Origin of the sequence: Anaerocolumna sp. MB42-C2 (genome assembly GCF_030913705.1) — a bacterium.
Lineage (GTDB): Bacteria > Bacillota > Clostridia > Lachnospirales > Lachnospiraceae > Anaerocolumna.
In genome coordinates this window covers 4,781,140-4,806,289 of record NZ_CP133190.1, presented here as the reverse complement: position 1 = coordinate 4,806,289, position 25,150 = coordinate 4,781,140, and the positions used below count along the sequence as shown (strand labels likewise).

Sequence of the window (25,150 nt, the reverse complement as noted above, 5' to 3'; positions counted from 1 at the left end):
TTAAAGTTAAAGTTTATTATCCTCAAATGAAAACTATTTTTTATTCGTCTTTTCAATGAAAATATAAAATAAAAGCAGCCGAATAGCATCTTGCTGATAACAAATCTGCTGCTGTTTTTCTCCAATGCATACCAGCGTATCAAAAATTTTTTATGTATCAACTCCTTGGCTCTTTTATTTCTTGTGCCGGTAGCAAAAATTCTGTAAACCAGCAAAATAATCGCAGACCACTCTCCTAATATAGGACTACCATTTTATTGAACCTTTGAACTACTATTCGTCATCAATATTAGCGTCTCAACATGTCTTGAGGAGATAAAAAAGATTCAAATTCGGCATATGAGACCTTAGTGATATGATATATTTCTCACTTGAAGTTATGCAAACCTGTTATTTGTCAAGCATTTCCGGACTATATTCTGATTATCCTTTTTAGATAGTAATTGGAGATATTATATGGTAATATTTAGAAAATAAATGTATATGAGATGTGGGTATCCATTCCTGATGATATTCTATATAGTAAGATTATTTTGATTAATCCAATGAAATACATTATTCTCCAAATCATATGGATATTTAAAATTCATCTTTAAGGATATATCATGAGACAAGCGCTTAAACAAAGTGATTGTACCTATTAAAGCTTTCCAGCTATCAATGCTGTCAAAATGGCCAAATGAGTTCTGTAACTCTGCCAGTGTTTCTTCACTCGCCCATTCACATAAAAAACGACCTGCATGCCATGTATCATACTCGGTTCCATTTACTGCCTTTTCGTGCCATTCTATCATCTGAAGCAAAAGTTCTTTCATATTACTATCTCGGACTTTTACGAGCCATAAATCATTCCGTAATATCTGCTTCGCCAAGTAAAGAGCCAGGATAACATAAATAGTAATTAAATATAGCTTTTTTCTGTTATTTTCAATACTTAATTAGAACTTGCATTTTGAATCAAGTATTATATAATCACATTATTTTTTATATTCGATTCTTACATTATATTATGTTTTTAGGATCAAGTTGTTAATAGGTTATAAGCAGTTCTGGCCTTTTCAGGTTGGAGCTTTTTTTATGCCTAAAAATTTAAATTTCAAAGGAGGTATTTTAAATGAAAGAATGTAATTTTGAAGAGTTTTTAAAAATTGTTGAAAGGGAAATTTCAAGATATCTACCAGTAGATTATGCAACAGTAACTATATAATAAGATTCAAAATGGAAAGACTGGAATGCATTTATTTCTGAATCAATGTAAAATAGATAAAAAAAGAGTATTTTTAGCGAAAAAGGAAGCTGCCGCTTCATGATTATTCAATCGTTAAAGCGACAGCCCTTTCGTTATATGTCTCCCTATTGCCATATAAAATAAATCAAAATTTATTTTATATGTTCGGACTTTCTTCCATTTTATATAATTGGTAAGTACCTTTTCGAAACTGATTCGGTGTTAATCCTGTGATTTTCTTAAATTGGCGAAAAAAGTGTTCCATATTACGGTATCCGCATAAAGTCACTATCTCTGCTATCGTATAATTATCATAAACCAAATATTTTTTGGCTAAATTAATGCGGCTGTTAATCACATCGTCCATACAGGAAACACCATAAGTGCTTTTATAAATATCTTCCAGATAACCGACACTTATATTAAGTTTATCCGCCATCCTAGAAACCGTCCACTCCTTATTCGGATTGCGATATATCTCTAATTTTAATTCATTTAAATTGTTAAATAAAGGGGATACTGCCTTATAATTATAGGACTCAAGCAGTTTAGTAAACAGTATTCTTAACAAATTATCAATAGTAATATCTTTAAAATTATTATTTAAGACATGCTCTGTTACAAGTAATTGGTATATTTTGTGACAATAGGACGGATCATGTAAAACAAACGGAACCCCGCAGCGAATCGGTGTTGTGGTAACATAGGTTTCATCTGTATAAAAACGTATCCAGTCATTTGCATATTTTTCAACACAGGCACGGTAATAAATCTTCTGTTTTGGTCTGTATAGTACAGCACAATTAGAGGGATATTCTCTGTAATCTCCATCCACTAAAAATATTGCAGGTGTCTGAGTTAATAATAACAGCCAGCAGTCATGCCCTTCCGGTATATCAAATACAAAATCTTCCGAATGGGTAGCATCATACTCTATATATTCTATATGAATCATCGTTTTCCTCCGTGTTTAATATTTTATTATTTAGGTCTCAACGATTATGCACTTCTTAATGAATTTGATGATATAATTTTATTGTATTAATATTTCACTAATCTTATTCTATCATAATCCATCAAGTGTTTGAAGTAACATTTACATATAATTTGAAATAGTTTAGTACTCTATGCCCGCGTTAAACTTACTTATCTATTTAGGCAAGTTATATTTTCAGATGGCGTTCCTCCATAATAGCGCTTCCATGCCCTACGAAATACTTGAGGCGAATTATATCCGGCCATATCTGCTACATCCGCCACTTTATTATTTTGATCCATTAATTCTTTTGCGTATTTCATCCTCATACCCTCAATATATTTGGAGAAGTTCTCTCCTGTAGCCTTCTTAAACAGTTTAGACAGATATACTTCCGTAATACAGAATTCTTCTCCTACAGAAGTTAATGATAATTGAGGATCCCTGTAATTTTCCTTGATATATTCTTTCACTTTTTCAATTATTACCAGATTTTGTAATGATATATAATCTTCATCCTGGATACTAAGCTCATGAAGTTCATACCTTCTATTCTTTTGATAGCTTCTCTTTAAACCATTGAACCGGTTCATCGTACATCTCCTCCATATCAATTAAAATCTGTTCTGCGCTCTCTTGTTAGTAATAATATAAACAACTTTTAGCCAATAAAAAAGAGGCCCTTTCTGCTTTGTCTGCAAGAAAAATTCCATGGAACCATTTTTAACCCTGGTAAAATATAGTTCTCTTTCCTGTCCAAAATACTGTCACAGGATTTCCAACCCTGCTTTAATATACACCAAGAAACGATAAGGTCGGTGCTACCCTTGCATCCAGTATATATATGATTATTTCTGATGTGCTGATATTATCGATAGGTATTATTTTTTTATGCCCGACAATAGTTCCTTCATATATCGTTTTTAAATTACCATCTATTAAAGCTTGCACCATAAACTTCTCAATCCGCTGGCTCAAACGGATATTTTCTTTTAAAACAATGTGATTAACCAGAACCTTTTCACCCCATTTTAGTTGAATCGTGCAATTCGTTTCACCGTCTTTGGTTCTGAAATAAGTATCATATTGATCGGCTCTCACATGTTCTATCTCAAAACCGGACATGTCGGAATCTGCTTTTAACTCTGCTTTATCCATTAAATTCTTCCCATACGCCTTTTTTAAATAAGAACCGATTTCATAGAGTCTTTTCACATCATTCTCATAGAACAATCCATCTTTTGTCGGAGGGATATTTAACAGAAAAGTAGCGTTTCCTCCAACAGAATTATTATATATATGAATTAATTTTGATAAAGGTTTTACTTTATCATCCTCGTTTTCATGGTAAAACCATCCCGGACGAATTGAAGTATTTACTTCTGCCGGATACCAGATTAAATCCTTTTCCTGTTCCAGAATACTACGGCTTCCAAGATCCGAATCATGTGCGGATATTTTACGCTGCCTAAAAAAATCATCATCTTTCTGCTGACTGTTTTCCGCAATTTTTTCGGTATCACGGGCTCTTTTGGGAACAACACTCCATTCGGAGGTTCTCGTATCACCTGCTTCATTTCCGCACCAGCGGACATCTGGTCCGCATACGGAGATACAGGCACCTGGCTGTAAAGAGCGTATCACTTCATAATAACGGTCCCAATTATAAATTTGTTTCTTTCCATTTGGTCCTTCGCCACAGGCGCCATCAAACCATACTGTAAAAACCTCACCGTAATTCGTTAAAAGTTCTTCCAGCTGATGGACAAAAAAATCATCATATTCTTTACCCTGTCCATAAGTTTTATTGTTTCTGTCCCACGGTGAGAGATAAACGCCAAATGCAATACCGGTATCCTGACAGGCCTGGGATACTTCCTTTACAATATCTCCCCTGCCATCTTTATACGGACTTGCAGCCACCGTGTGCTCCGTATATTTACTTGGCCATAAGCAAAATCCGTCATGATGCTTACAGGTTAAAATAAGACCTTTCATACCGGCAGCTTTAATGGAATCTACCCACTGCTTTGCATCTAACTTCTCTGGATTAAAAATAGCCGGATTCTCTGTTCCGTCCCCCCATTCCTTATCTGTAAAGGTATTTACGGTAAAATGTACAAAGCTGTAGAACTCCAGTTCCTGGTAGTTTAACTGTCTTTCACTTGGAACGGTTAGTACCAAACGATTATCAATCTCTTTCATGCCCTCTCCCTCCTGATACCAATTTCATAATGTAAACGAAAACCAAACTCCGATGCTCCGTCTCACATAGTAATCTTAATGAATTCTATTCTATTTATAAAGAGGCTTTCTTTATTTTTTCTTATTTAAAAGGTTCCATGGAACCTTTTTATCTGTTCTTTAAAAAAAGTTCCATGTGTTATTTTCCTGCTTTTAGAACAAAATGTCAGCTTGTGACACTTTCGCACCCGAGCGGATGGCGAAGAATAAATTTCTTTCAGCAAGGTGTGCATCCTACCCGGTAGGACTTTATATTTATTATGAACGTTCATGAACTTTCCTTGTAAATAAAAAAGAAACCAGACAGAAATGGTTCCCATCTGATCTCAAATATTCTGATTATTATCTTTATAATAAATTTGGCTATTTAAGCTATTATTGATTTAAAGCAGTAATTTCGCCAAATCTCCCATATATACAATATACAGCTCATGCAGCGCTCTGGTAATGGCTACATATAGCAGTTTGGCATCGGCATCACTGGCCTGATATCGTTCTTCATCCGGGTTCCATAGAATAACCGAGTCAAATTCCAGACCTTTGGTCATATGAATAGGAAGCACCATAATACCATTGGTAAAATTCATTTCCTCCATATCTTCTTTAAGAGGTTCGATTGCTACATGTTTACTTAATTTCTCGTATACCTCCCTGGTTTCTTCTATGGTTCGGCAGATAACGGCAATCGTTGTATAACCACCATCCAGATTATCATGAATGGTCTTAATTGCATTATGAAACATCTCTTTTTCATCCTTTAATCTTAACACCGAAACTTCTTTACCATGGCGGATAATCGGCTCGATATCATAGGTTTTAAAGGAGCAGTGTTTTAATACCTTACTGGCATAATTTGAGATTTCCACTGTGTTACGGTAACTTTTGGCAAGAACATAGAATTTATCTTTTTCAGGCTGAAAAACTTCTTCCTTTAGTGCTTCCCAGTCATTCATGCCGGTATCATAATGTATATTCTGGGTAATGTCACCCATAATGGTATAAGTACAGTCTTTAAACAGCTGTTTCATTATATAAAATACGGAAACTCCAAAGTCCTGTGCCTCATCCACCACTATATGTCTTACGAACTCAAAATCCTTGGAAATTTTAAGCCTCTTTTTAATATAAGTTAACATACCTAAATCATACAAATCGATGGATCTATTATTCAGATTATAAATCAGAAGTCTAATAATTTCATTCTCCGGAATCTCAAGATTACATTTATTATATTCTGATTTGTTTTCTATAAGATCATTCAGGAAAGTTTTATAGAAATCCATTAGATTGATTTTAGTCTGTTTTTTCCCAAAATAATCTTTATGTTTCTTAATCTCAATACTTATTACTTCTTTCTCCTGCTGCTCTTTTTCATTTACCAGGCGTATCTTACTAATCAGCCTTTTATTGAGTAAATCGATTTTTTCCTGCAGCGGTTTCTCTCTGAAAATAGCAAGGAAATCAGTAATCTCTTGCTTTGAATAGATCTCCTTTTCATGATAAAGGATGGATCTTGGTGCCAACATCTTTAACTCGTACCGGTCCAAATAATGTTCCAATGCTTTTATAAAATTAATGGAACCTTTCAGGTGTTTTAAGGTTATCTCATTCTCTGTCTGATTTACGGTGCTAAGTTTTGTAAAGCTGTTGCCAAGTACATATTTGCCTTTTTTTAAGTTGAAATCAGCATCCAGTAATTGTATTAAAAATTCTTCCAGCGTCATTTGATTTATATTATATACATCCAGATTAGGTAGAACTCCGGTAATATAATTAAGAAGCATTTTATTGCTTCCGATGATATAAAATTCATCGGAACGGAATCTATCTTTATAGTTATAGAGAATATAGGATATGCGGTGCATGGCAACCGTTGTTTTTCCGCTGCCGGCTACTCCCTGTACTATGACGCTATGCCAGGGTGTATCTCTTATTATATCGTTCTGCTCTTTCTGAATGGTGGCTATGATTTCCCCAAGTACTACTTCTTTATTTTTACCCAGGTATTTTGTCAGGAATTCATCATTGGCGATTACATCCGTGTCATAAAAATCCACTAATTTACTGTCAGATATTTCAAAGGTACGCTTTAAATTAAGACTTATATAGATGGGATCACCAAAAGGCGATAGATAGGAGCTTTCCCCTATATCGCTGTCATAATATACACTGGAAACAGGTGCCCTCCAATCAATAACTATCATCTTCGTACTGGTCTTGCTGACACCGTTTTTTCCAATGTAAAGTGAGAAATTCGGCCGCTCCTTATTATCCACAGGATGGTTTACATTCTCACCATATTCCACATAATCAATTCTTCCGAAAAACGGTTTTTTTAACGCCACCAGATTTTTATACAGAGTACGCTCTATCTGGGATTGCATACTAAGTCCGATTACCAGGTCATTATGAAGTTCCGGATTATCGGAACGGTAATTATCGTAAAGTTCTTTGGTATCAGCCTTGATTTCTGAAAGTTTTCGGCTGCTCTCATTAATATTTTTCTGTATTACCGCCAGACACCCTGACAGATGTTTTTCTTCTTTTTCCCACTCACTTCTTAGCTCTTCCTGTTTCGACAAGTAATGGTCATCTTCCATTTTTAATTCTTCCATGGTACCCTCCTTATAGGTCTTTTGCGAACTAATGGTTTAAGTTCAAAATATATGCGACAAGAACTCAAACGCTTTGGTTTGCGATAGAATTGCTTACTCTTATCGTATGTTTAACATAATAATGGATTTTTTAAAAAAGTACTAGACTTTTATTTCAAAATATGTTATGATGCATAATGAAGTCTACCTTAAAATTTCCGTTTCGATCGGAAAATTTTGGTGGCTTTTTTTCTTTCTATGGAATAATACAGATAACCTGAGCACTTTCTGGATTATTTACTTTCTACCAATATTTTCCAAATACTTAAATGTAAATTAATAATTTTATTTTAGATTATATTAATGAAAATTACATGGAATCCACTTTCGGGGCATACCCGACTTATACATTTGATAAACTGTTAGTTGACTTATCATTGGTATATTTAATTCAAATGACAACCCTTATTTTATTAATTAGTAATATCCGACCCAAAAAACTATTAACCGATAATTAAATCATTGTATAAACTAGTATATGATAGTATAATATCAAGAAAGGAGATGGATAGAATGGATAAAATAAAAAATGAAGGTGTACAAAAACGAAAAAAAGGCTTGGAAACAACACGTCAGATTTTGGACGCGGCTGCCGATTTGTTTGCCCGAAATGGCTATGACGGTGTTTCGGTCCGTGAAATTGCAGAGAAAGCAGGCATTAAAGAAAGCTCGTTATATAATCATTTCAAAAGCAAATCCGAAATTCTTGAAACACTTTTTAATGAATTTATAAGATTTGTTCCTGAAACAAGACCCTCTGATGAAGAGCTTGATACAATGCTTATGATCATGGAACCGGAAGAGGTATTTAAAAGCATTCTTTTTCACGTAGGGAAAAGCGTATGCGGTACTCTCTCAAACACTGCAATGATAATACAATATGAAAAGTTTCGAAACCCGCGTGCCGCCGAAATGTATTATAAATATGTAGTAAATGAACCTGCCAATTATTATGAGCGCCTTATCAATAAAATGATTGAACGAAAAATGGTGAAACCCGTTGACGCGCGTACCATAGCGGAACAGTACAACTATATTTCAATTGTTCTGACAAAAGAATACATTATGGCACAGTACGGACTTGCAGATATACATTCTGTAGTGGGATATATGATAAAAACGCTTAAATTCTTTTGCGGACTGATGAAAAATGATATTGGTGAGCACCATGAAAAGAAAGAAGAAATATAAGTCTTTAAAAGAAAAATATCCACCGTCTGAGCCGTGCAGTTGTGAAATATGCACATCCTATTGTATTCGTCCGGGCTGGTGGACTGTTGAGGAAGCAGCACAGGCAATCAAAGCAGGCTACGGAAACCGCATGATGCTGGAAATTTCACCTGATCTGACTTTTGGTGTACTATCTCCCGCTTTCAGAGGATGTGAACATAATTATGCTTTACAGGAATATGCTTACAATGGTTGCAATTTCCTGAATCATGGTTTATGTGAACTGCACGGAACAGGTTTTGAACCGCTTGAATGCCTTTTCTGTCATCATCTCCGAAAAGGACTTGGTCAGCAATGCCATGCAGATATTGAAAAGGATTGGCGAACGCCCACCGGGCAGGCACTGGTTAATAATTGGATTAAACAAATAATAAAGAATGGTGTTTTACATGGATAGTAAGAATAACATCTCACAAACGGCAATGCTGATTGCTTCCCTGCGAGCATTGGCATGTTATGAAGAGGACCCCCTGATTCATGGGGATGATTACATGGCGGAACTTTTTTTACCAGATGAAAAAAGAAAATCATTAAAAATAAATGAAATCAGATCTGTTATTAAAAAAGCAGTTCCCGAAGGTTTATACGAATACGTGATTGCCCGCACCAAATATTTTGATGAATTATTTTCACAGTATTTAAATTTGGAAATACCTCAGATTGTTTTATTAGGCGCCGGTTATGACAGTAGGGCATGTCGATTTGCAAATCAGATTAAGAATTCTAAAATTTACGAATTAGACACATGGGCTACACAGAATATGAAACGCCAAATACTTAGTGACAATACAATAGAAATCCATCCGAATGTCCGATACGTTACCGCGGATTTTGAACAAGACGAATGGTTCCAAAAGCTCTACGATGCAGGATATCACTGTTCGCTTCAAACCTTATATATATGGGAAGGGGTAACTTTTTATTTAACTCCGGAAACGGTAAATTTTATGCTAAGTTTATTAAAACAGCATTCCTTATCCGGAAGCATTCTTAGTTTTGATTATCAACATAAAGATAATAATACTGCTCTTATAGATACTGGTTTAAATGCTGAAGCCATTAAATTTGGCCTTAATGCCGGGGAGTGTGATACTTACTTACACAATTTTGGCTATTCCGCAATTGAAAAATTAGATTCTGAAATGATGTGTAATCGTTACTTAACAATGTCCAACGGGAAAAGATTCGGAGAAGTAAAATCAATCATGAATCTGGTTACTGCCCAAATAAAGTAATTTATTTTTATCAGAGAATAGCCTTCCGTGCCTGCTATTCCATATTCCAATGGCAACGCCCCGCCCTTATTCATATTTGTTTTTATGGATAAGGGTTTGGGGCGTGGGGTAAAATGCCATATATTATTTTATATATGAATGACACAAAATCATTATTGTGTTAATTTATTAACAATGTTATAATCCATTTTGAAGTTAATAAACACATTTCATGACATGGAGGAATATATTATGATGAGATACACATTACCAAGAGATATGTATTATGGCAACGGCGCACTGGAACAACTCAAGAATATTAAGGGTAAGAAAGCTATCCTTATTTTAGGCGGCGGTTCTATGAAGAAGTTTGGTTTTGTAGATAAAGTGGTTAATTATTTAACAGAAGCTGGAATTGAAACCAAGCTTTTTGAAAATGTTGAACCAGATCCTTCTGTTGAAACGGTTATGAGAGGTGCCGCAGCCATGAGAGAATTTGAACCGGACTGGATTATTGCTATGGGCGGCGGATCTCCTATTGACGCAGCAAAAGCTATGTGGGTATTTTATGAATATCCTGATACTACCTTTGAAGAGATTATTCAACCGTTTTCATTTCCAACCTTAAGACAAAAAGCTCAGTTTATTGCAATTCCTTCTACTTCAGGAACAGCAACCGAAGTAACTGCATTTGCTGTAATTACAGATTATGCGAAAGGTATTAAGTATCCGTTAGCAGATTTTAATATCACACCGGATATTGCAATTGTTGATCCTTCATTAGCGGAAACCATGCCTGCTACTTTAACTGCACATACCGGTATGGATGCCTTAACTCATGCTGTTGAAGCTTATGTATCTACCCTTAACAGTCCTTTTACCGATCCTCTAGCAGTAAAAGCAATACAGATGGTATTTGAATATCTGCCGGCTTCCTATAAAGGAGACAAAAATGCAAGAGAACAGATGCATTATGCACAATGTATGGCTGGACAGGCTTTCTCAAACGCATTATTAGGTATTGTACATTCCATGGCACACAAAACCGGTGCTGCTTTTTCAACCGGACATATTCCTCATGGATGTGCTAACGCTATCTACCTTCCTTATGTAATTAAATTTAACGCAAAAAACGCAGAAAAACGTTATGCTGACATTGCCAGAGCTCTTGGAGTAACCGGAACAGATGTCGAATGTGTAAAAGCACTTTGTGATAAAATAGATGAATATAATGTTAAATTAAATATCCCGAAAACTTTAAAAGAATTCGGAATTAAAGAAGATGAATTCTTAGAAAAGATTAAAACCATCGCTGAGCTTGCCATCAGTGATGCATGCACCGGTTCCAACCCAAGACCAATAACACCTGAAGAAATGGAAAAATTATTGACCTGTACTTATTATGGAACAGAAGTAAACTTTTAATTTTAACTTTTTAACCGGATTGGCCTGGTTGCAAAACTAAGCCAATCCGGTTACTATACTATTTCTGGATAGATAGCTGATCTACATGATATTATCATCATATCTTAACGGTTACTGGTACTGCTATTGGCTGTGATATTATCATTATTACTATCATTACTCGCAGAATTATTGTTACTATTGGATTTATCGTCACTATCGGTACTGTTAACCTGTGCCGGTACTAAAGGCACTAAAGGTGCGGGTATAGGCGGCAAAGCTGTATCAATAAGGGATAGATCCGACAAGATAGCCAATTTAGCTTCCAATATTAATTCCAGTCTGGTAATTCCGTATATCATTGCCTGTACTGAATCATTTACATCAAGTAACTTATCTACTGTAACACCCGGTCTTATGATAGCTGCCTGTATTTTCTCCCCCTCAGCATTCAGAATATGAGCCAGGGCAGTTTTCTGTAATGCGGTAGATTCTATTATGTCTGTGATTGCCCGTTCTCTAGTACCGAATCCCGGTATTATGAAAGGCATACTCATAACTATCACCCCTATTTCCAGTAATCTTTTCCGAAACATATAAATTATATGTCTATATATCTTATGTAAAATTTATTCATATGTTAATCTAAATCGACGTAATCTAATTTATTTTATCCCATTATTTCTTTTTAAGTATTTTTTCGAGTTTCTAATCTATATAATACTGCATATATTAATATATATTTATCGAATATTGTAGAAATGGAGGGATTTGAATGAACATATCAGAACCGCTTCGTTTATTTCCACTTCCAACCGATTCCTATATGCTCTATAAAGGAGGTGCCTTTGATGGCTGCTTCTTTTATCTGACTATGCCCCAAAATTTGAGCATAACTAAATTTGATACGTCTTTAAGACAAATGGGTGTTATAAAGGTAAATAAACAATACAGCTGTATCTGTTATGATACTATTGAAAATTGCTTTTGGGCTTCTGTTACTAATGTAAATATTTTTTTATACAAACTTGATACCGATATGAAGGAAATAGATCGTATACGGATAAATAAATGTAACCGCATATTGGGTAAAATATCCGGCTTATCCTTTCATTGCAATAAGAATTCACTCCTGGTAACCTATAGGGATTCTATTCTAGAAATACAGAAAAACGGAGATACGAAACTTCTTTCGTCTACTCATAAAGGATATTACACTGCCGCTTTATCCATAGCCCCCTATTATATTGTTTCCTTATACACAGGGAATGAACCAAACATTGCTCTGTTCTCAGATAATGATGAACTGATTGAATTATTTACTTTGCCGAAAGTATACCGGATTGAAGATATTATTTTTTATCCTGAAAACAATAAAGACAAAAAAGAAATAACTGTTTTTGTTTTAGCAACTAAAAATAACTGCTATCCACACCTGCTGCAATACAATTTGAATTCCTGCTGTATCGAATTAAACGGCTGCAATTACAAATATCCCAATACATTTAACGACCCTAAAGCGAGAGAACAAAGTATCAGTGATCTAATCGAATCCATTGCTCTGGTTGAAACTGCTCTGTCTCATATACTTAATGGATTAGGTGAAAAAATTCAAAAGACGAATCAGATGGCTGACAACATCTGCGATATGCTGGAAGTCAATAAATCCATTAACAAAACCATAATGAATGTCACACAGTTGGAGCATATACTTTATGCCAAATTAGATACCTTAAGCTCCATTTCCCCGCAGCCTTGCCTGGATGATAAAAAAAGACATAACTAATATGAACTGTCTTACGTTAACAGAGACGGTTCATATTAGCTAATGTATTTATATCAGTATGTGAAATTTAATTAATATTTTTTTTAATTTTACTTAAATCTGATTCTCTTACTTTATTTCGAAGTCCTAATACTAAACCCGGAGAGACAGATAATTCATCGATTCCCATCTTTAAAAATGTTTCCGTTAAAGATAAATCTCCCGCTAATTCGCCGCAGATACCAATCCACTTACCATTTTTATGGGCATTATCAGCGGTTAACTGAATCATACGAAGTATAGCAGTATGATGAGGATTATAGAATTTATCTAATTTAGGGTTTTGCCGGTCAATTGCCAATGTATACTGAGTCAGATCATTGGTTCCGATACTAAAGAAATCCACTTCTTTAGCAAGCATATCACTAATCATAACGGCTGCAGGAGTTTCTATCATAATACCCAGTTCCAGATTATTATTAAAATCTATTCCTGTTTCAGATAGTTCCGTTTTTACCTCCATTATAATTTCTTTAATTTCTTTTACCTCTTCTAATGAAGTAATCATGGGAAACATGATTGCTATATTACCAAATGCAGATGCTCGGTAAAGGGCTCTTAACTGAGTTTTAAAGATATCCTTTTCGGTAAGGCAGATACGGATGGCACGATATCCTAAAGCCGGGTTTTCTTCCAGGGGCAGATCAAAATATCCTGCCTGTTTATCAGCGCCAATATCCAGAGTACGGATAATGACTTTTTTACCTGCCATACTCTCGGCTGCATATTTATAGATAGCAAACTGCTCTTCTTCCGTAGGAAAGGTGTCTTTTTCCAGATATAAAAATTCACTGCGGAACAATCCAATTCCTCCTGCGTCATTTTTAAGGACTGCCCCGATATCCGTGGAATTGCCGATATTCGCATAGATATTTATTTTTTTACCGTCAATCGTAACATTCTCCTGACCCCTTAATTTCTGTAAAAGGACCTTTTTCTCTTCTTCCTGCTTTTTCTTAACTTCCATTTCTTTTAAGACGTTTTCTTCCGGTTCTATATAAATTGATCCTGTAAATCCATCAATAATTGCATACTTACCGTCGTATTCTTCTTTTAACTCCTCACCGATTCCAATAACAGCAGGAATATTCATGGTTCGGGCTAATATAGCTGTGTGGGAATTGGTGGAGCCTTGTCTGGTTATAAAAGATAATACCATATTTTTATCCAGCTGTATGGTTTCACTGGGTGCTAAATCATCTGCAGCAATAATAACGGGCTCCGTCAATATAAATCTACCATCTTCTTTATTAAGAACTCTGACGATGCGATTTGAAATATCCAGGACATCGGCTGCGCGTTCTTTCATGTATTCATCTTCCATTGTAGAAAACATCTGGGAAAAGTTATCTCCTGTAACACCTACTGCATATTCCGCATTTACGCCCTGGTTTAAAATGATATTTCTTATGGAATCCAGATAATCCAGGTCTTCCATCATCATCTGATGAACCAAAATTATGGCAGCATTCGCTTCTCCCACTTCTGCCAGTGCCTTTTTATAAAGTTCCTCTAATTGCACTAATGCAGTCTGTCTCGCATTCTCAAAACGTACTGCTTCTTCTTCCGGTTCATCTACCTTATAACGTTTGATTTTCTCTTTTGATTTTATATAAAAAGCTATTTTGCCGATAGCAATTCCGCCAAATACACTTTTACCTTTTAAAACATACATACAGCTCCTCCTTACTTTAAAGGCTTATTAAATGTACGGTATATTATTAACAGGACATGTTATTTGCAATACCTATAGAGATTCGAATCCTATAGACTGGCTTCAAAAAAATGTTTCAGAGAATCATATGCAGCTTCTTCGTCATCGCCATCTATTTTAACAGTTACCGTATCTCCATTTTTAACTCCCAAACCCATCAGTGCAAATAATCTTTTAATGTCTGCAGATTTATCTTCTTTTGTAATACTTATGTTTGAGGTAAATTTACCTGCTTCTTTTACTAACATTCCCGCAGGTCTTGCGTGTATACCAAGTTCGTCTTTTATTGTATAGCTGAATTCTTTCATTTTTCCAATCTCCTTTTCTACCTTAATAATTTATTTAGTAATTCTTATTATCGGGTCTTTTTCTTTTACGTCACCGTTTATAATACCCTTTACCTGCTTATAATCCGTTGTATTGGTAATAATAACCGGTGTAATAACCGGATACCCATCTAATTTAATATTTTCTATATCAAATTCTACCAATAAGTCACCAGTTTTAACCTGATCTCCTGTTTTTACATGAGTTGTGTAATGTCTGCCGTTTAGCTGTACTGTATCAAGGCCAACATGAATCAGAACTTCCACTCCCAGATCCGATGTGATACCAATTGCATGTTTCGTCTCAAAGACAGTAGAGACAGTACCCTCAATCGGTGCCACAGCTCTTCCTTTTGTCGGTTCAATCGCAATCCCATTCCCCAACATACCGCTGGAAAATACGCCGTCACCTACTTTTTCCAACGAAACGGCTTTACCCTCCACCGGTGAAAAAATAGTAATCTCTTTTTCTACTCTCTTTTCATTTTCCCCTGCAACATCAACCTTATCTTTTATCTCATTCCGGGACAGAGTTTCTTTTCGGTCAGATGTTTCCTCTCCAGGCTCTAAGCCATCGCCTCCAAAACTCAGATAATCTTCCAGATTTGACTTAATTACCGTAACCCTGGGTCCGTAAATAACCTGAATTCCATTCCCTTTTTTAATTACACCGGCAGCACCGCTGTTCTTTAGATCTTCTTCTTTAATTATATTCGAATTATTTACGGTAATACGTAATCTTGTTGCACAACAATCGACATCACTGATATTATCACTTCCGCCAAGGCCGCGGACGATTAAAGCGGATACTTCATCTCTTTCGGATGTTTTATCCTTTGCATTATTTTCCTTAGCTGCATTTACATCAGCTCTTGTATATAATTTCGTTTCCTGGTCATCGTCTTCCCGGCCCGGAGTTTTAAAATTAAATTTTAAGATTAAAAATCTAAATAAGTAATAATAAACAATAAAATATACAATACCCACTAAAACGATATTAATCCAGTTTGTTTTTGAATTGCCTTGTAAGATTCCAAACAGAAACATATCAATAAAACCACCGGAGAATGTCATACCTACACCTACATTAAGCATATGCATAAACATATATGCCGCACCGGCAAAAACACAGTGTATCACGTAAAGAATCGGAGCAACAAATAGGAAAGTAAACTCAATGGGTTCCGTGATACCGGTTAAAACTGAAGTTAATGCTGCGGAAATTAGTAATCCGCCGACAACTTTTTTCTTGCTGTCCTTAGCACAGTGATACATGGCAAGCGCTGCCCCGGGTAAACCAAAAATCATAAAAGGGAACTTTCCGGACATAAATCTGGTAGCTTCTACATTAAAATGTACGATATCTTTTGCTCCTAATTCTGCAAAGAAAATATTCTGGGCTCCCTCGATTACCTGTCCGCCCACGGTTGCTGTGCCGCCTACTGCTGTCTGCCAGAAGGGCAGGTAGAACACATGATGTAAACCAAAAGGTATTAATGCTCTTTCCATAACTCCGTATAACATAGTACCTGCATAACCGGAATTACGAACTAAATTACCCACGGAATAAATACCTGCCTGAACAGTTGGCCATATATAAAACATTAAAATTCCAACACCTAAGTAAACAATTGCCGAAATAATAGGTACAAATCTGGTACCGCCAAAGAAGGACAATACTTGTGGAAGTTCAATTTTGTAAAAACGATTGTGTAATGCGGCAACCCCTAGTCCGACAATAATACCGCCGAAAACACCCATCTGCAGGGAGGTTATACCTAATACGGAAGCAGTGGAACCTGCTAACATGGCATCAGTTCCGCCATTAATTTCTATCATGGCACCAATGGAGGCATGCATGATAAAGAAAGCAATCGCACCTGCTAAGGCTGCAACTTCTTTTTCTTTTTTAGCCATACCGATTGCAACCCCAATGGCAAATATGACAGGCAGATTATCAAATACGATGGAACCGGCTGCTTTTAACACAGTGAGTATTGCATAAGCAAAGGTACCGGGACCTAATAAATTTAATAAATTATAGGTTTCTAACATGGTTTCATTGGTAAAGGATCCGCCAATACCTAAAAATAAACCAGCTATAGGTAAAATAGCAATTGGCAGCATAAAGGATCTGCCGACACGTTGTAAAACTCCAAACAGTTTGTCTTTCATTAGTGCTTCCTCCAAATTGTTAATTAATAAAGAGTCTGGCTTTCAGGCTCTTGTGCTGACGTGCGAACTTTCTTATAAATTAAAAAAAGACCCAATTATTCCTAATTAGGTCTTGCCTGCATAACCAGTCACAATCCATCTTTATTCCATGGTAATTCTCTTCAAATGTATTGTTAAAAACATCATTTCTTCCCCTGTAAGTTCCCGGTGAAATTTTTCTTTAATGTAATTATTGATGATTTCTGCACATTGATAGTCCTTACTATAACTTGTTTTAATCATTTTCTGCAGCTGAAAGTCATCGTCCTTAACCGTTTTATTTTGAAACAACCGTTGTCCGAAATATTTCAAATGGGTAATAAATCTTTCATAATGCAAAGATTCTTCATCCAGTTCAATTTTGTAATAACTTTTTGTCAGCTCTAAAATATCCTGAATCAAAGTTGTTATATTCATCATATCACTGATATTGGTATCTAATTCCGCATTTACGATATGAAGAGCTATAAAACCGGCTTCGTCTTCTAAAAGATCCACACCAAGTCTTTCTTTAATAATAACTAATGCACGCAAACCCGCCTGATATTCAGTTTGGTAAAACTTTTTGATTTCCCATAAAAGAGCATTCTTATACTCCAGTTTTAAGCGCTGCCTCTCAATTGCAAAACTTAAGTGGTCTGTTAAGGTTATATAAATATTATCATTTAACTTTTTATTCAAATGCAATTTAATATCCTCAATAATTTCCGTACAGACCTGAATGTGCTCTAATGGTATATTATCTACCAAACTCTGCAGTTTATTCAGCATGGATTTCGATGACATGCTATAGATCTTTTCAATTTTACTTTCTTCTGCAAGATCATTACTTTTCTTTTGAAAGCCAATGCCAGGACCCCTGAGAATAATCTCTTCACCTTTCTCATTAACAGAACATACAAAATTGTTATTTATTATTTTCGATATCTTATACATTCTTAGTCCTCACCTTCATCCAGAAACGAGTCTGATTGCCAGGCTCTGGTGTCTCGGGGCCGACACTTCAGTGACAATCATCCAAAAAATATTCTCCAAAGGATATTTTCTTTTTACTTGATCATTTCTATACATTAAAAAAGACCTAACCCGTAATATTATGTTATTACTAAGTCGGTCTTGCCTGTGTGCACAGTCACAATCCTATCCATTAACTTTCAAATGCGATTTTAACATTATACAATTATAATGTCAACTACTAATTGTATCCACTCAAGTTGACATTATCTTCCTGTGGGACTATAATACTGAAAAGAAAGATTACTACGTTAACAGAAATAACGAAAGGAATAGGTAAATCAGAATGAAAGTAAAGTCAAGCCATTATTTAAAACAGGTAAAGCCGTTACTGAAGACTCTTTTGAACAGTCTTCTCGAACATTACGGTTATGCTTCCATACTTGCATCGGATTCCAAAGCCATGATTTATAGTGTATCAAAACGGGGAACTACTATTTCAGAAGATGATATTCTAAGCGGTCGTGGATTTGTCACGAAAGTCTACGATGGAACCAGTTATGGAGAATACTCCTTTAATGAAATAACTGCAGATAAAATACCTCATATACTAAACAAAATCCATAACAGCGTAATCCCTTTAAAAAAATACCTCCCTGCCGGTATTACGGTAAGCGAATATAAGACACTCCAAGATGAAGCAAAAACAATAGAAGAAAGCACTGAATACATACAAAATCCAGAAGAACTCGGAGATGAAAAAATCATTGCACTTTTGACCGGATTAAGTCAGGAGGGCAGAGCTTTTGATGAAAAAATACTGGACACTTCTGCTTCTTTAAGATATCAGCAGTATCATAAATTATTTTTATCCAAAAACAAGGAGATGGAGCAGAATATTTTATGGACAACCGGAAGCCTGATGGTTATGGCTTCCAGAGGAGAAGAAATAAAATATTATTTTAAAGGTTACTCCAACCTGGGTGGAACAGAAATGCTGTCTGATATGAGAGAGGATGTTAAATCCGTAGCCAAAACCGCACTGGAATTATTAGACAGTGAACCAATTAAACCGGGTGAATATGACTGTATCTGTACTCCGGAAGTTACCGGAATGATAGTCCACGAGGCTTTTGGCCATGGTGTTGAAATGGATATGTTTGTAAAGGACAGGGCGTTAGCTAAAAAGTACATAGGAGAATATGTAGCCTCTCCTCTTATTACTATGCATGATGGGGCCGCTGCAGCAAATGAAACGGCAACTTATTTCTTTGATGATGAGGGCGTTATATCCCGGGATACCGTCATTATAGATAAGGGAATTTTAAAGTCTGGTATCAGTGACAGTCAGACTGCAATGTTTTTATCCACACCTCCCACCGGTAACGGCAGACGTGAAAGTTATGAAAGAAAAGCTTATACGAGAATGACCAATACTTATTTTGAAGCCGGAAAAGATAAATTAGAGGATATGATCGCTTCTATTTCCCATGGATATCTGTTGGAAAATGCAAGCAGCGGCATGGAAGACCCAAAGAACTGGGGAATTCAGTGTATGGTTAATATAGCAAGAGAAATCAAAGACGGTAAATTTACAGGTAAAATTTATTCTCCTATTGTTTTAACCGGTTATGTTCCGGATTTATTAAAATCTATTTCCATGATATCGGACAATAAAAAATTAGGAGGCGGAGGTTTCTGCGGTAAAGGTTATAAGGAATGGGTGAAAGTATCGGATGGAGGCCCTTATATCAAAGCAAAAATTCGTCTTGGATAAGTGTCTGACGAATGAACAATTGTGAAGAACAATCAATGGTCTGAAAAACCGGCATAATTATCCGGGAGAAATGATAGATAGAAAGGATTGGTGCTATTTGTTACATAAAATATTATCCGCATTAAAACTAAATAATGTGTCCGTTTATTTAATAAATGAAAACAGAAATGAAACTGTAGAATTATTTTTTATTAAAAAAAGACTGGATATGAGAAGACAAAAAGATGTACACCATTATAACGTAACCGTATATCACGATTTTGATAAAGATGGAATAAAAATGAGAGGTTCCTCTTCTGCAGGTATCTACAGCCAAATGACCGAGGAAGAGGTAAATGATACTATAAAAAAAGCATATTTTGCAGCTTCTTTTGTATGTAATCCTTTTTACGAACTTCCGGCTGGTAAAAAAGAGGAATTAGTAAAAATGGATAGTTCTCTGAGTATTAATACTTTAGCTGAAAATGCGGGTAAAATGGCTGAGGCTTTATTCTCAGAAGATATAATGGAGGATACTTTTCTTAATTCTGCAGAATTATTTACAGAAAAAACAACCTGCCATATTATTAATTCCAGCGGTATTGATGTAAGTTATGAAAAATATACGGTTAAAGGTGAGTTTGTAGTACAATGCATTAGCCCCCAGGACGTAGAGACCTACCAGGACTTTTCTTATGATGAACTGGATACGGAAGCTTTAAAGGAAAAAGTAAAACAGACTCTGGAAATGACGAAAGCCCGTGCGCAGGCAAAATCAGCTCCCTCTGCCGGTGAATATACCGTACTGTTATCCGGCAGATATGTTAAGGATATCTTTGATTATTATATTGACCGTTCCTCCGCCAGTATGATCTATCCTAAATATTCCGGATATCAAGTGGGTAATCAGGTACAGGGAGACAATAGCTCCGGTGAACTTATAACAATTACCTTAATAGCAAAAGAACCTTACAGCAAAGAGGGTATCCCCATGGTTAACCGCCCCCTTTTAAAAGACGGTGTATTACAGACCATTCACGGAGACAGCCGTTTTTCTTATTACCTCAGCACAGAACCTACCGGAATTTACCAGAACTTCTCCGTTCCGTCCGGCTTAAAATCTTTCTCGGAAATGAAAACAGGTAAGTACCTCCATGTGGTTAACTTTTCCGATTTTCAGATGGATACCTTCTCCGGTCATTTTGCCGGTGAAATACGTCTTGCCTTTTTGTGTGACGGTCACAGTGTAATACCGGTGACCGGAGGCTCCATTAACGGCAGCCTCTTAGAAGCTCAGAAAAATCTTATCTTTTCAAAGGAACTACAGATTGAAAAAGGATATGAGGGACCCTATGCTGTGAAATTTGAGAATGTGAATGTTGCCGGTGCCTGATAAACGGTAAAATAAAACCCGGAAATGTTACAGGTCAATAATTAACTAAACCTTACATTTCCGGGTTTTATTTAATGTTAATTTATTATTTATACTTTATCCACTTCCAGCGTTAAAATTCTCCCTGATATCCACCAGTTGTAGTGCCTATTTAGTCAGCTGGGGCACATCGATCCTGGTTATTTTACATATTTTACGATCATAAGTCATAATCCCGTTAACTTCATCCTCCACATCAGATAATTGTGTAAATACAGTTGCGGATAATCCTTTCTTAATAAGTTTCTTTATCTCAATATTATAAAGCTTTTGAACTGCATCATTTAATTGTTCCTTATTAACATATATCTTATATCCATAAATGTGTTTGGAAAAGGAATGTCTTGGAATGTAACAGACGAATCCGGCAAATTCGGACAATACGGCTGCCCGGTTTTCCAATATAACATCTAATTTACGGAAATAGTTATGAACACTGCTGAAATCACCGCCCATTTGATCAAACCATCCACTGGCCTGATCAATTAATCTGGTCTTATCCATACCTCGGATTAATTCAACCGCCTTCACGGCATCAAACTGCCCCCATCCCTCATTAAAGGTTACCCATACTGCTATGGACGGACAATTATAGAGAAGTTCAACGGTTTTTTTACACTCAAAGCACCATTCTTTTCTGCCATTTTTGTTTGCCCTGGAAAATAAATAATAACAATTATCCTTAATTTTAGAAACTAGTTTTGGGAAAAGGGTGGGTAGATACCCACACCAGATCATATTATATTTCCCACCGCCATTCACCATGTCCTGCCAAACAATAACACCTAGTCTGTCACAATGATAATACCAGCGAAGGGGTTCAATTTTTATGTGTTTTCGAAGCATATTAAAACCTAATTCTTTAGTTTTTTGTATATCATAGATGAAAGCCTCATCGCTGGGAGCCGTATATAATCCGTCAGGCCAATATCCCTGATCCAGGACTCCATTGTGAAAGTACGCTTTATTATTAAGGAAAAGTCTTGGAACTCCCTCCTCATCTTGTTTTACTTCGAATTTTCGCATAGCAAAATAACTCTCTACCCTATCCTCTCCCACTGTAATAATCATATCATAAAGGAATGGATTTTCAGGGCTCCAAAGTTTTGGTTCTTTTATGGGTATAATGAAACTGGTTCCAAAATCTTTAATCGATTCTATTAGTTTCTGATTTTCATAAATATCAACACGGATTTCATTCTCCCGGGTTTTCATTTCCCAGTGATTCATAAAAATCTCCAGTTGAATGCAGCAATTATCTACCGATGGCGTAATTTTAATTGATTTGATGTATTGTTCCGGTACCCATTCCATCCAGACCGTCTGCCATATTCCGCTTTGGGCAGTATAAAACATACCGCCCCGCTTTTGCACCTGCTTACCCCGGCTATGATAAGAAGAATCTGTTAAATCCATGACCCTTACTGTAATTGTATTATTACCTTCCGTTATATATTTTGTAATATCAACAGAAAAGGGCAAATACCCGCCAATATGTCTTTTGATCTTATTATTATTGATAAATACTTCACAATACTGGTCTACAGCGCCAAATAAGAGAATACACCTTTTCCCTTTCGGAATTTTATCAATAGGCAGTACTCTTTCATACCACAGATAATCACTTGGAGTTACGTTTCTCATAACACCGGACAGGGTACTTTCCGGGGAAAACGGTACTAGAATTTTTCCATCAAATTTAACCGGTTTTTCTTTCTTTTTCGTAATGCAATACTTCCAGTATCCATTTAAGATGGTATAATTATCCCTTTTTAGCTGCGGCCTGGGATACTCCTCCAATATATGATCCGTATCCAGTTCTTCTCCCCATTTCGTATATAATTGATTATATGAAATCTTTTTTTTAGACAGCATTAATGTCTTAACCACATCTTTAATTTTCATTATATCACCTATAACCTACATTATTAATCTACATTGCTAATATATTCCATTATATCACAATAAATAATTATAATACTTATTATTTATTACTTATATCTATATTTCTTATTCATGTTCACATAGAATTCACGAATTTACCAATTTAAATTCACAATTATATGATACGCTAGGAATTAAATCATATTCCTATTGCCTAAAAACCTAAACATACTATAAAGCAGTTTCTATTTCATAATTTACGCAAGTCAAGAAAACTTTTAGGAGGGTTTTAATGAAGTTAAAATCAGTAATACTGCTAACCTTTTTTCTGACAGCAACACTTTTGCTATCCTGCAGTAAAGAAACTAATTCAAATACAGATATTGCTACATCCGTAGCACTCGATAATAAATACATAAAGCCTAATTCTAAAGATTCAGCGGATACAAGTACTTCTCCAATCATAAATACTTACCGGGATGATATTAACGCAGCGATTGAAACCACCGAGAAAATAGAATATTCACAGGAAGATTATTATAAAGATTGGGTTAATTTGGACCCTGAATATATAAAACTAACCGGTTCTTCTGCTATTATATCCGGAAATGGGGCTAAAATAAAGGGTAATACCATTACCATTACAAAAGCTGGTATTTATACTATCAGCGGTCAATTGGATAACGGCCGGATTTTTGTTAACCTGGATAAGAGCGGAATCGTTCGGTTAGTACTAAATGATGCAAAGATAAATAATTCCGATGAATCGCCTATCTTTGTTAAGAAAGCCGAGAAAGTAATTATTTCATTGGAAAAGAAAACGGAAAATATAATATCAGGAACTAGTAATAATAAAAAATCGGCTTTGTTGGAGGCTCAAAATGCAGCCATATACAGCAGCGCCCCTTTAACCATCAACGGTACAGGCAGTTTAACCGTTAATGCTTACAGCTGCAATGGTGTTACCAGTCTGGATACCGTAAAAATAACGGATGGTAATCTTACCGTTAATTCATCCGGTGATGCCTTAACTGGTTATGACAGGGTTGCTGCGAACGGAGGTATTATCAACATTAACACGGGTAAAAATGGTATAATATCCACAAATAAAACAGATTCCTCTAAAGGACTTATCGAATTGGACGGAGGCAAATTTACAATTACCGCAGGAATAGATGGTATACAATCAGAAAACACCTTAATAATAACAGGCGGAGAATTTGATATAACTAACAGCAATACTGCCTCTAAATCCCATGGTTTGTCAGCCAAATCCAACCTCACCATAAACGGAGGTACCTTTACCATTGATACGGTAGATGATGCTCTTACCTGCGATGATTCAATCACAATCAATAGCGGAAATCTTACTTTGTCTTCCAAAAAATCAGGTATTCACGCAAATTCCTCCCTGAATGTAACAAATGGCCATATTAATATAAGCCAAAGTAATACAGGGATAGACAGCGGTATTATTACTGTTCTCGACGGCAATATTCATCTGTCTGCCAGGGATTACGGAATTAAACTGACCACTTCTAAGAGGGAACATTATCTTGCTGTAAATGGTGGATGGATTAAAATAGATGCTGAAAACAACGCTATGGATATAGATGGTACTTTCTTTTTGACTAACGGTACCGTTATCACAGATGGGCAATTAATCAATTCAAAAGGTACAATAAGTAAAAATGAAAATTTGGATATCAGCGGTGGTTTGTTTGTTGCCGCAGGCAGTCAAATTTCCTTGACACCATCGAATAAATCCACCCAATATACCATCATTTATCATTACCCTGAAATCATACAGTCAAAAAAATTATGCCATTTAGCCGACAATAAAAATAATTCTATTATGACTTTTTCTCCGGATAAGGAATATGATACGCTTGTATTCAGTTCTCCTGATTTAACACAGAATAAGCCCTATTTCCTATACTTAGGTGGTACAGCTACCGGTAATAATACAGATGGACTGTTTATTGACAGTATATATCGAAAGGGAAAATTATTGTTAAACTTTACTTTATCAAATACATTTAGCATTTTAAATTAGCAAAATTCAGTATATAATAAAATAGATTTACTAAAATAC

At 35.7% G+C, this 25,150-nt stretch carries 19 protein-coding genes; 8 read left to right on the top strand and 11 right to left on the bottom strand.

Features of this window, described 5'->3' with window-relative positions; translation table 11 throughout:
* Window positions 1-515: 515 nt before the first annotated feature.
* From RBU59_RS21340 to RBU59_RS21320, 5 genes are all read right to left on the bottom strand, one after another.
* On the bottom strand, window positions 516-884 hold the full coding sequence (locus tag RBU59_RS21340) for an aminoglycoside 6-adenylyltransferase (RefSeq protein ID WP_308148620.1): 369 nt from the start codon (window positions 882-884) through the stop codon (window positions 516-518).
* 501 nt (window positions 885-1,385) lie between these two features.
* Window positions 1,386-2,183, bottom strand: a complete 798-nt coding sequence (locus RBU59_RS21335; protein WP_308144493.1) for a helix-turn-helix domain-containing protein — start codon at window positions 2,181-2,183, stop codon at window positions 1,386-1,388.
* A gap of 191 nt (window positions 2,184-2,374) precedes the next feature.
* Window positions 2,375-2,797 (bottom strand): helix-turn-helix transcriptional regulator, encoded by a 423-nt coding sequence (locus RBU59_RS21330; protein WP_308144492.1) that lies wholly within the window; start codon window positions 2,795-2,797, stop codon window positions 2,375-2,377.
* Window positions 2,798-2,993: 196 nt separating this feature from the next.
* Window positions 2,994-4,409: an alpha-L-fucosidase gene (locus RBU59_RS21325; RefSeq protein WP_308144491.1), complete on the bottom strand. Its 1,416-nt coding sequence runs from the start codon at window positions 4,407-4,409 to the stop codon at window positions 2,994-2,996.
* 422 nt (window positions 4,410-4,831) lie between these two features.
* Window positions 4,832-7,063, bottom strand: coding sequence for a HelD family protein (locus tag RBU59_RS21320; protein WP_308144490.1), 2,232 nt, complete (start codon window positions 7,061-7,063; stop codon window positions 4,832-4,834).
* 552 nt (window positions 7,064-7,615) lie between these two features.
* Here RBU59_RS21320 and RBU59_RS21315 point away from each other — a divergent pair.
* From RBU59_RS21315 to RBU59_RS21300, 4 genes are all read left to right on the top strand, one after another.
* The gene (locus RBU59_RS21315; protein ID WP_308144489.1) at window positions 7,616-8,293 is read left to right on the top strand and encodes a TetR/AcrR family transcriptional regulator; all 678 of its coding nucleotides are present in this window, start codon (window positions 7,616-7,618) and stop codon (window positions 8,291-8,293) included.
* Window positions 8,271-8,729: a hypothetical protein gene (locus RBU59_RS21310; protein WP_308144488.1), complete on the top strand. Its 459-nt coding sequence runs from the start codon at window positions 8,271-8,273 to the stop codon at window positions 8,727-8,729. Before RBU59_RS21315 ends, RBU59_RS21310 begins: the two co-directional genes overlap by 23 nt.
* Complete coding sequence (locus RBU59_RS21305) at window positions 8,722-9,567, top strand: SAM-dependent methyltransferase (protein WP_308144487.1); 846 nt, start codon at window positions 8,722-8,724, stop codon at window positions 9,565-9,567. Before RBU59_RS21310 ends, RBU59_RS21305 begins: the two co-directional genes overlap by 8 nt.
* Window positions 9,568-9,798: 231 nt before the next feature.
* The gene (locus tag RBU59_RS21300; RefSeq protein WP_308144486.1) at window positions 9,799-10,971 is read left to right on the top strand and encodes an iron-containing alcohol dehydrogenase; all 1,173 of its coding nucleotides are present in this window, start codon (window positions 9,799-9,801) and stop codon (window positions 10,969-10,971) included.
* 104 nt (window positions 10,972-11,075) lie between these two features.
* On the opposite strand, the gene RBU59_RS21295 is transcribed toward RBU59_RS21300, so the two are convergent.
* A complete protein-coding gene (locus RBU59_RS21295) occupies window positions 11,076-11,507 on the bottom strand; it encodes a hypothetical protein (protein WP_308144485.1) in 432 nt (143 codons plus the stop codon).
* Between the two features lie 218 nt (window positions 11,508-11,725).
* Here RBU59_RS21295 and RBU59_RS21290 point away from each other — a divergent pair, with 218 nt between their 5' ends.
* Window positions 11,726-12,736, top strand: a complete 1,011-nt coding sequence (locus RBU59_RS21290) for a hypothetical protein (RefSeq protein ID WP_308144484.1) — start codon at window positions 11,726-11,728, stop codon at window positions 12,734-12,736.
* 67 nt (window positions 12,737-12,803) lie between these two features.
* On the opposite strand, the gene ptsP is transcribed toward RBU59_RS21290, so the two are convergent.
* The 4 genes from ptsP to licT form a co-directional block, all read right to left on the bottom strand.
* A complete protein-coding gene (gene ptsP / locus RBU59_RS21285; protein ID WP_308144483.1) occupies window positions 12,804-14,450 on the bottom strand; it encodes a phosphoenolpyruvate--protein phosphotransferase in 1,647 nt (548 codons plus the stop codon).
* Window positions 14,451-14,539: 89 nt separating this feature from the next.
* Window positions 14,540-14,797 (bottom strand): HPr family phosphocarrier protein, encoded by a 258-nt coding sequence (locus RBU59_RS21280; RefSeq protein WP_308144482.1) that lies wholly within the window; start codon window positions 14,795-14,797, stop codon window positions 14,540-14,542.
* 30 nt (window positions 14,798-14,827) lie between these two features.
* Window positions 14,828-16,990 (bottom strand): PTS transporter subunit IIABC, encoded by a 2,163-nt coding sequence (locus RBU59_RS21275; RefSeq protein ID WP_308144481.1) that lies wholly within the window; start codon window positions 16,988-16,990, stop codon window positions 14,828-14,830.
* A 141-nt stretch (window positions 16,991-17,131) separates the two neighbouring features.
* The gene (gene licT, locus RBU59_RS21270; protein WP_308144480.1) at window positions 17,132-17,965 is read right to left on the bottom strand and encodes a BglG family transcription antiterminator LicT; all 834 of its coding nucleotides are present in this window, start codon (window positions 17,963-17,965) and stop codon (window positions 17,132-17,134) included.
* A gap of 364 nt (window positions 17,966-18,329) precedes the next feature.
* Between licT and RBU59_RS21265 the strand changes: the two genes are divergently transcribed.
* Window positions 18,330-19,760 (top strand): TldD/PmbA family protein, encoded by a 1,431-nt coding sequence (locus RBU59_RS21265; protein ID WP_308144479.1) that lies wholly within the window; start codon window positions 18,330-18,332, stop codon window positions 19,758-19,760.
* Between the two features lie 70 nt (window positions 19,761-19,830).
* Window positions 19,831-21,132 carry a metallopeptidase TldD-related protein gene (locus RBU59_RS21260; RefSeq protein ID WP_308144478.1) on the top strand — a complete coding sequence of 434 codons (1,302 nt, stop codon included), beginning with the start codon at window positions 19,831-19,833 and terminating at the stop codon, window positions 21,130-21,132.
* Window positions 21,133-21,279: 147 nt separating this feature from the next.
* Here the strand turns inward: RBU59_RS21260 and RBU59_RS21255 are convergent, their stop codons facing one another.
* Window positions 21,280-23,076: a glycoside hydrolase family 2 protein gene (locus tag RBU59_RS21255; protein ID WP_308144477.1), complete on the bottom strand. Its 1,797-nt coding sequence runs from the start codon at window positions 23,074-23,076 to the stop codon at window positions 21,280-21,282.
* Window positions 23,077-23,347: 271 nt separating this feature from the next.
* Between RBU59_RS21255 and RBU59_RS21250 the strand changes: the two genes are divergently transcribed.
* Window positions 23,348-25,111: a carbohydrate-binding domain-containing protein gene (locus tag RBU59_RS21250; RefSeq protein WP_308144476.1), complete on the top strand. Its 1,764-nt coding sequence runs from the start codon at window positions 23,348-23,350 to the stop codon at window positions 25,109-25,111.
* Window positions 25,112-25,150: the final 39 nt, after the last annotated feature.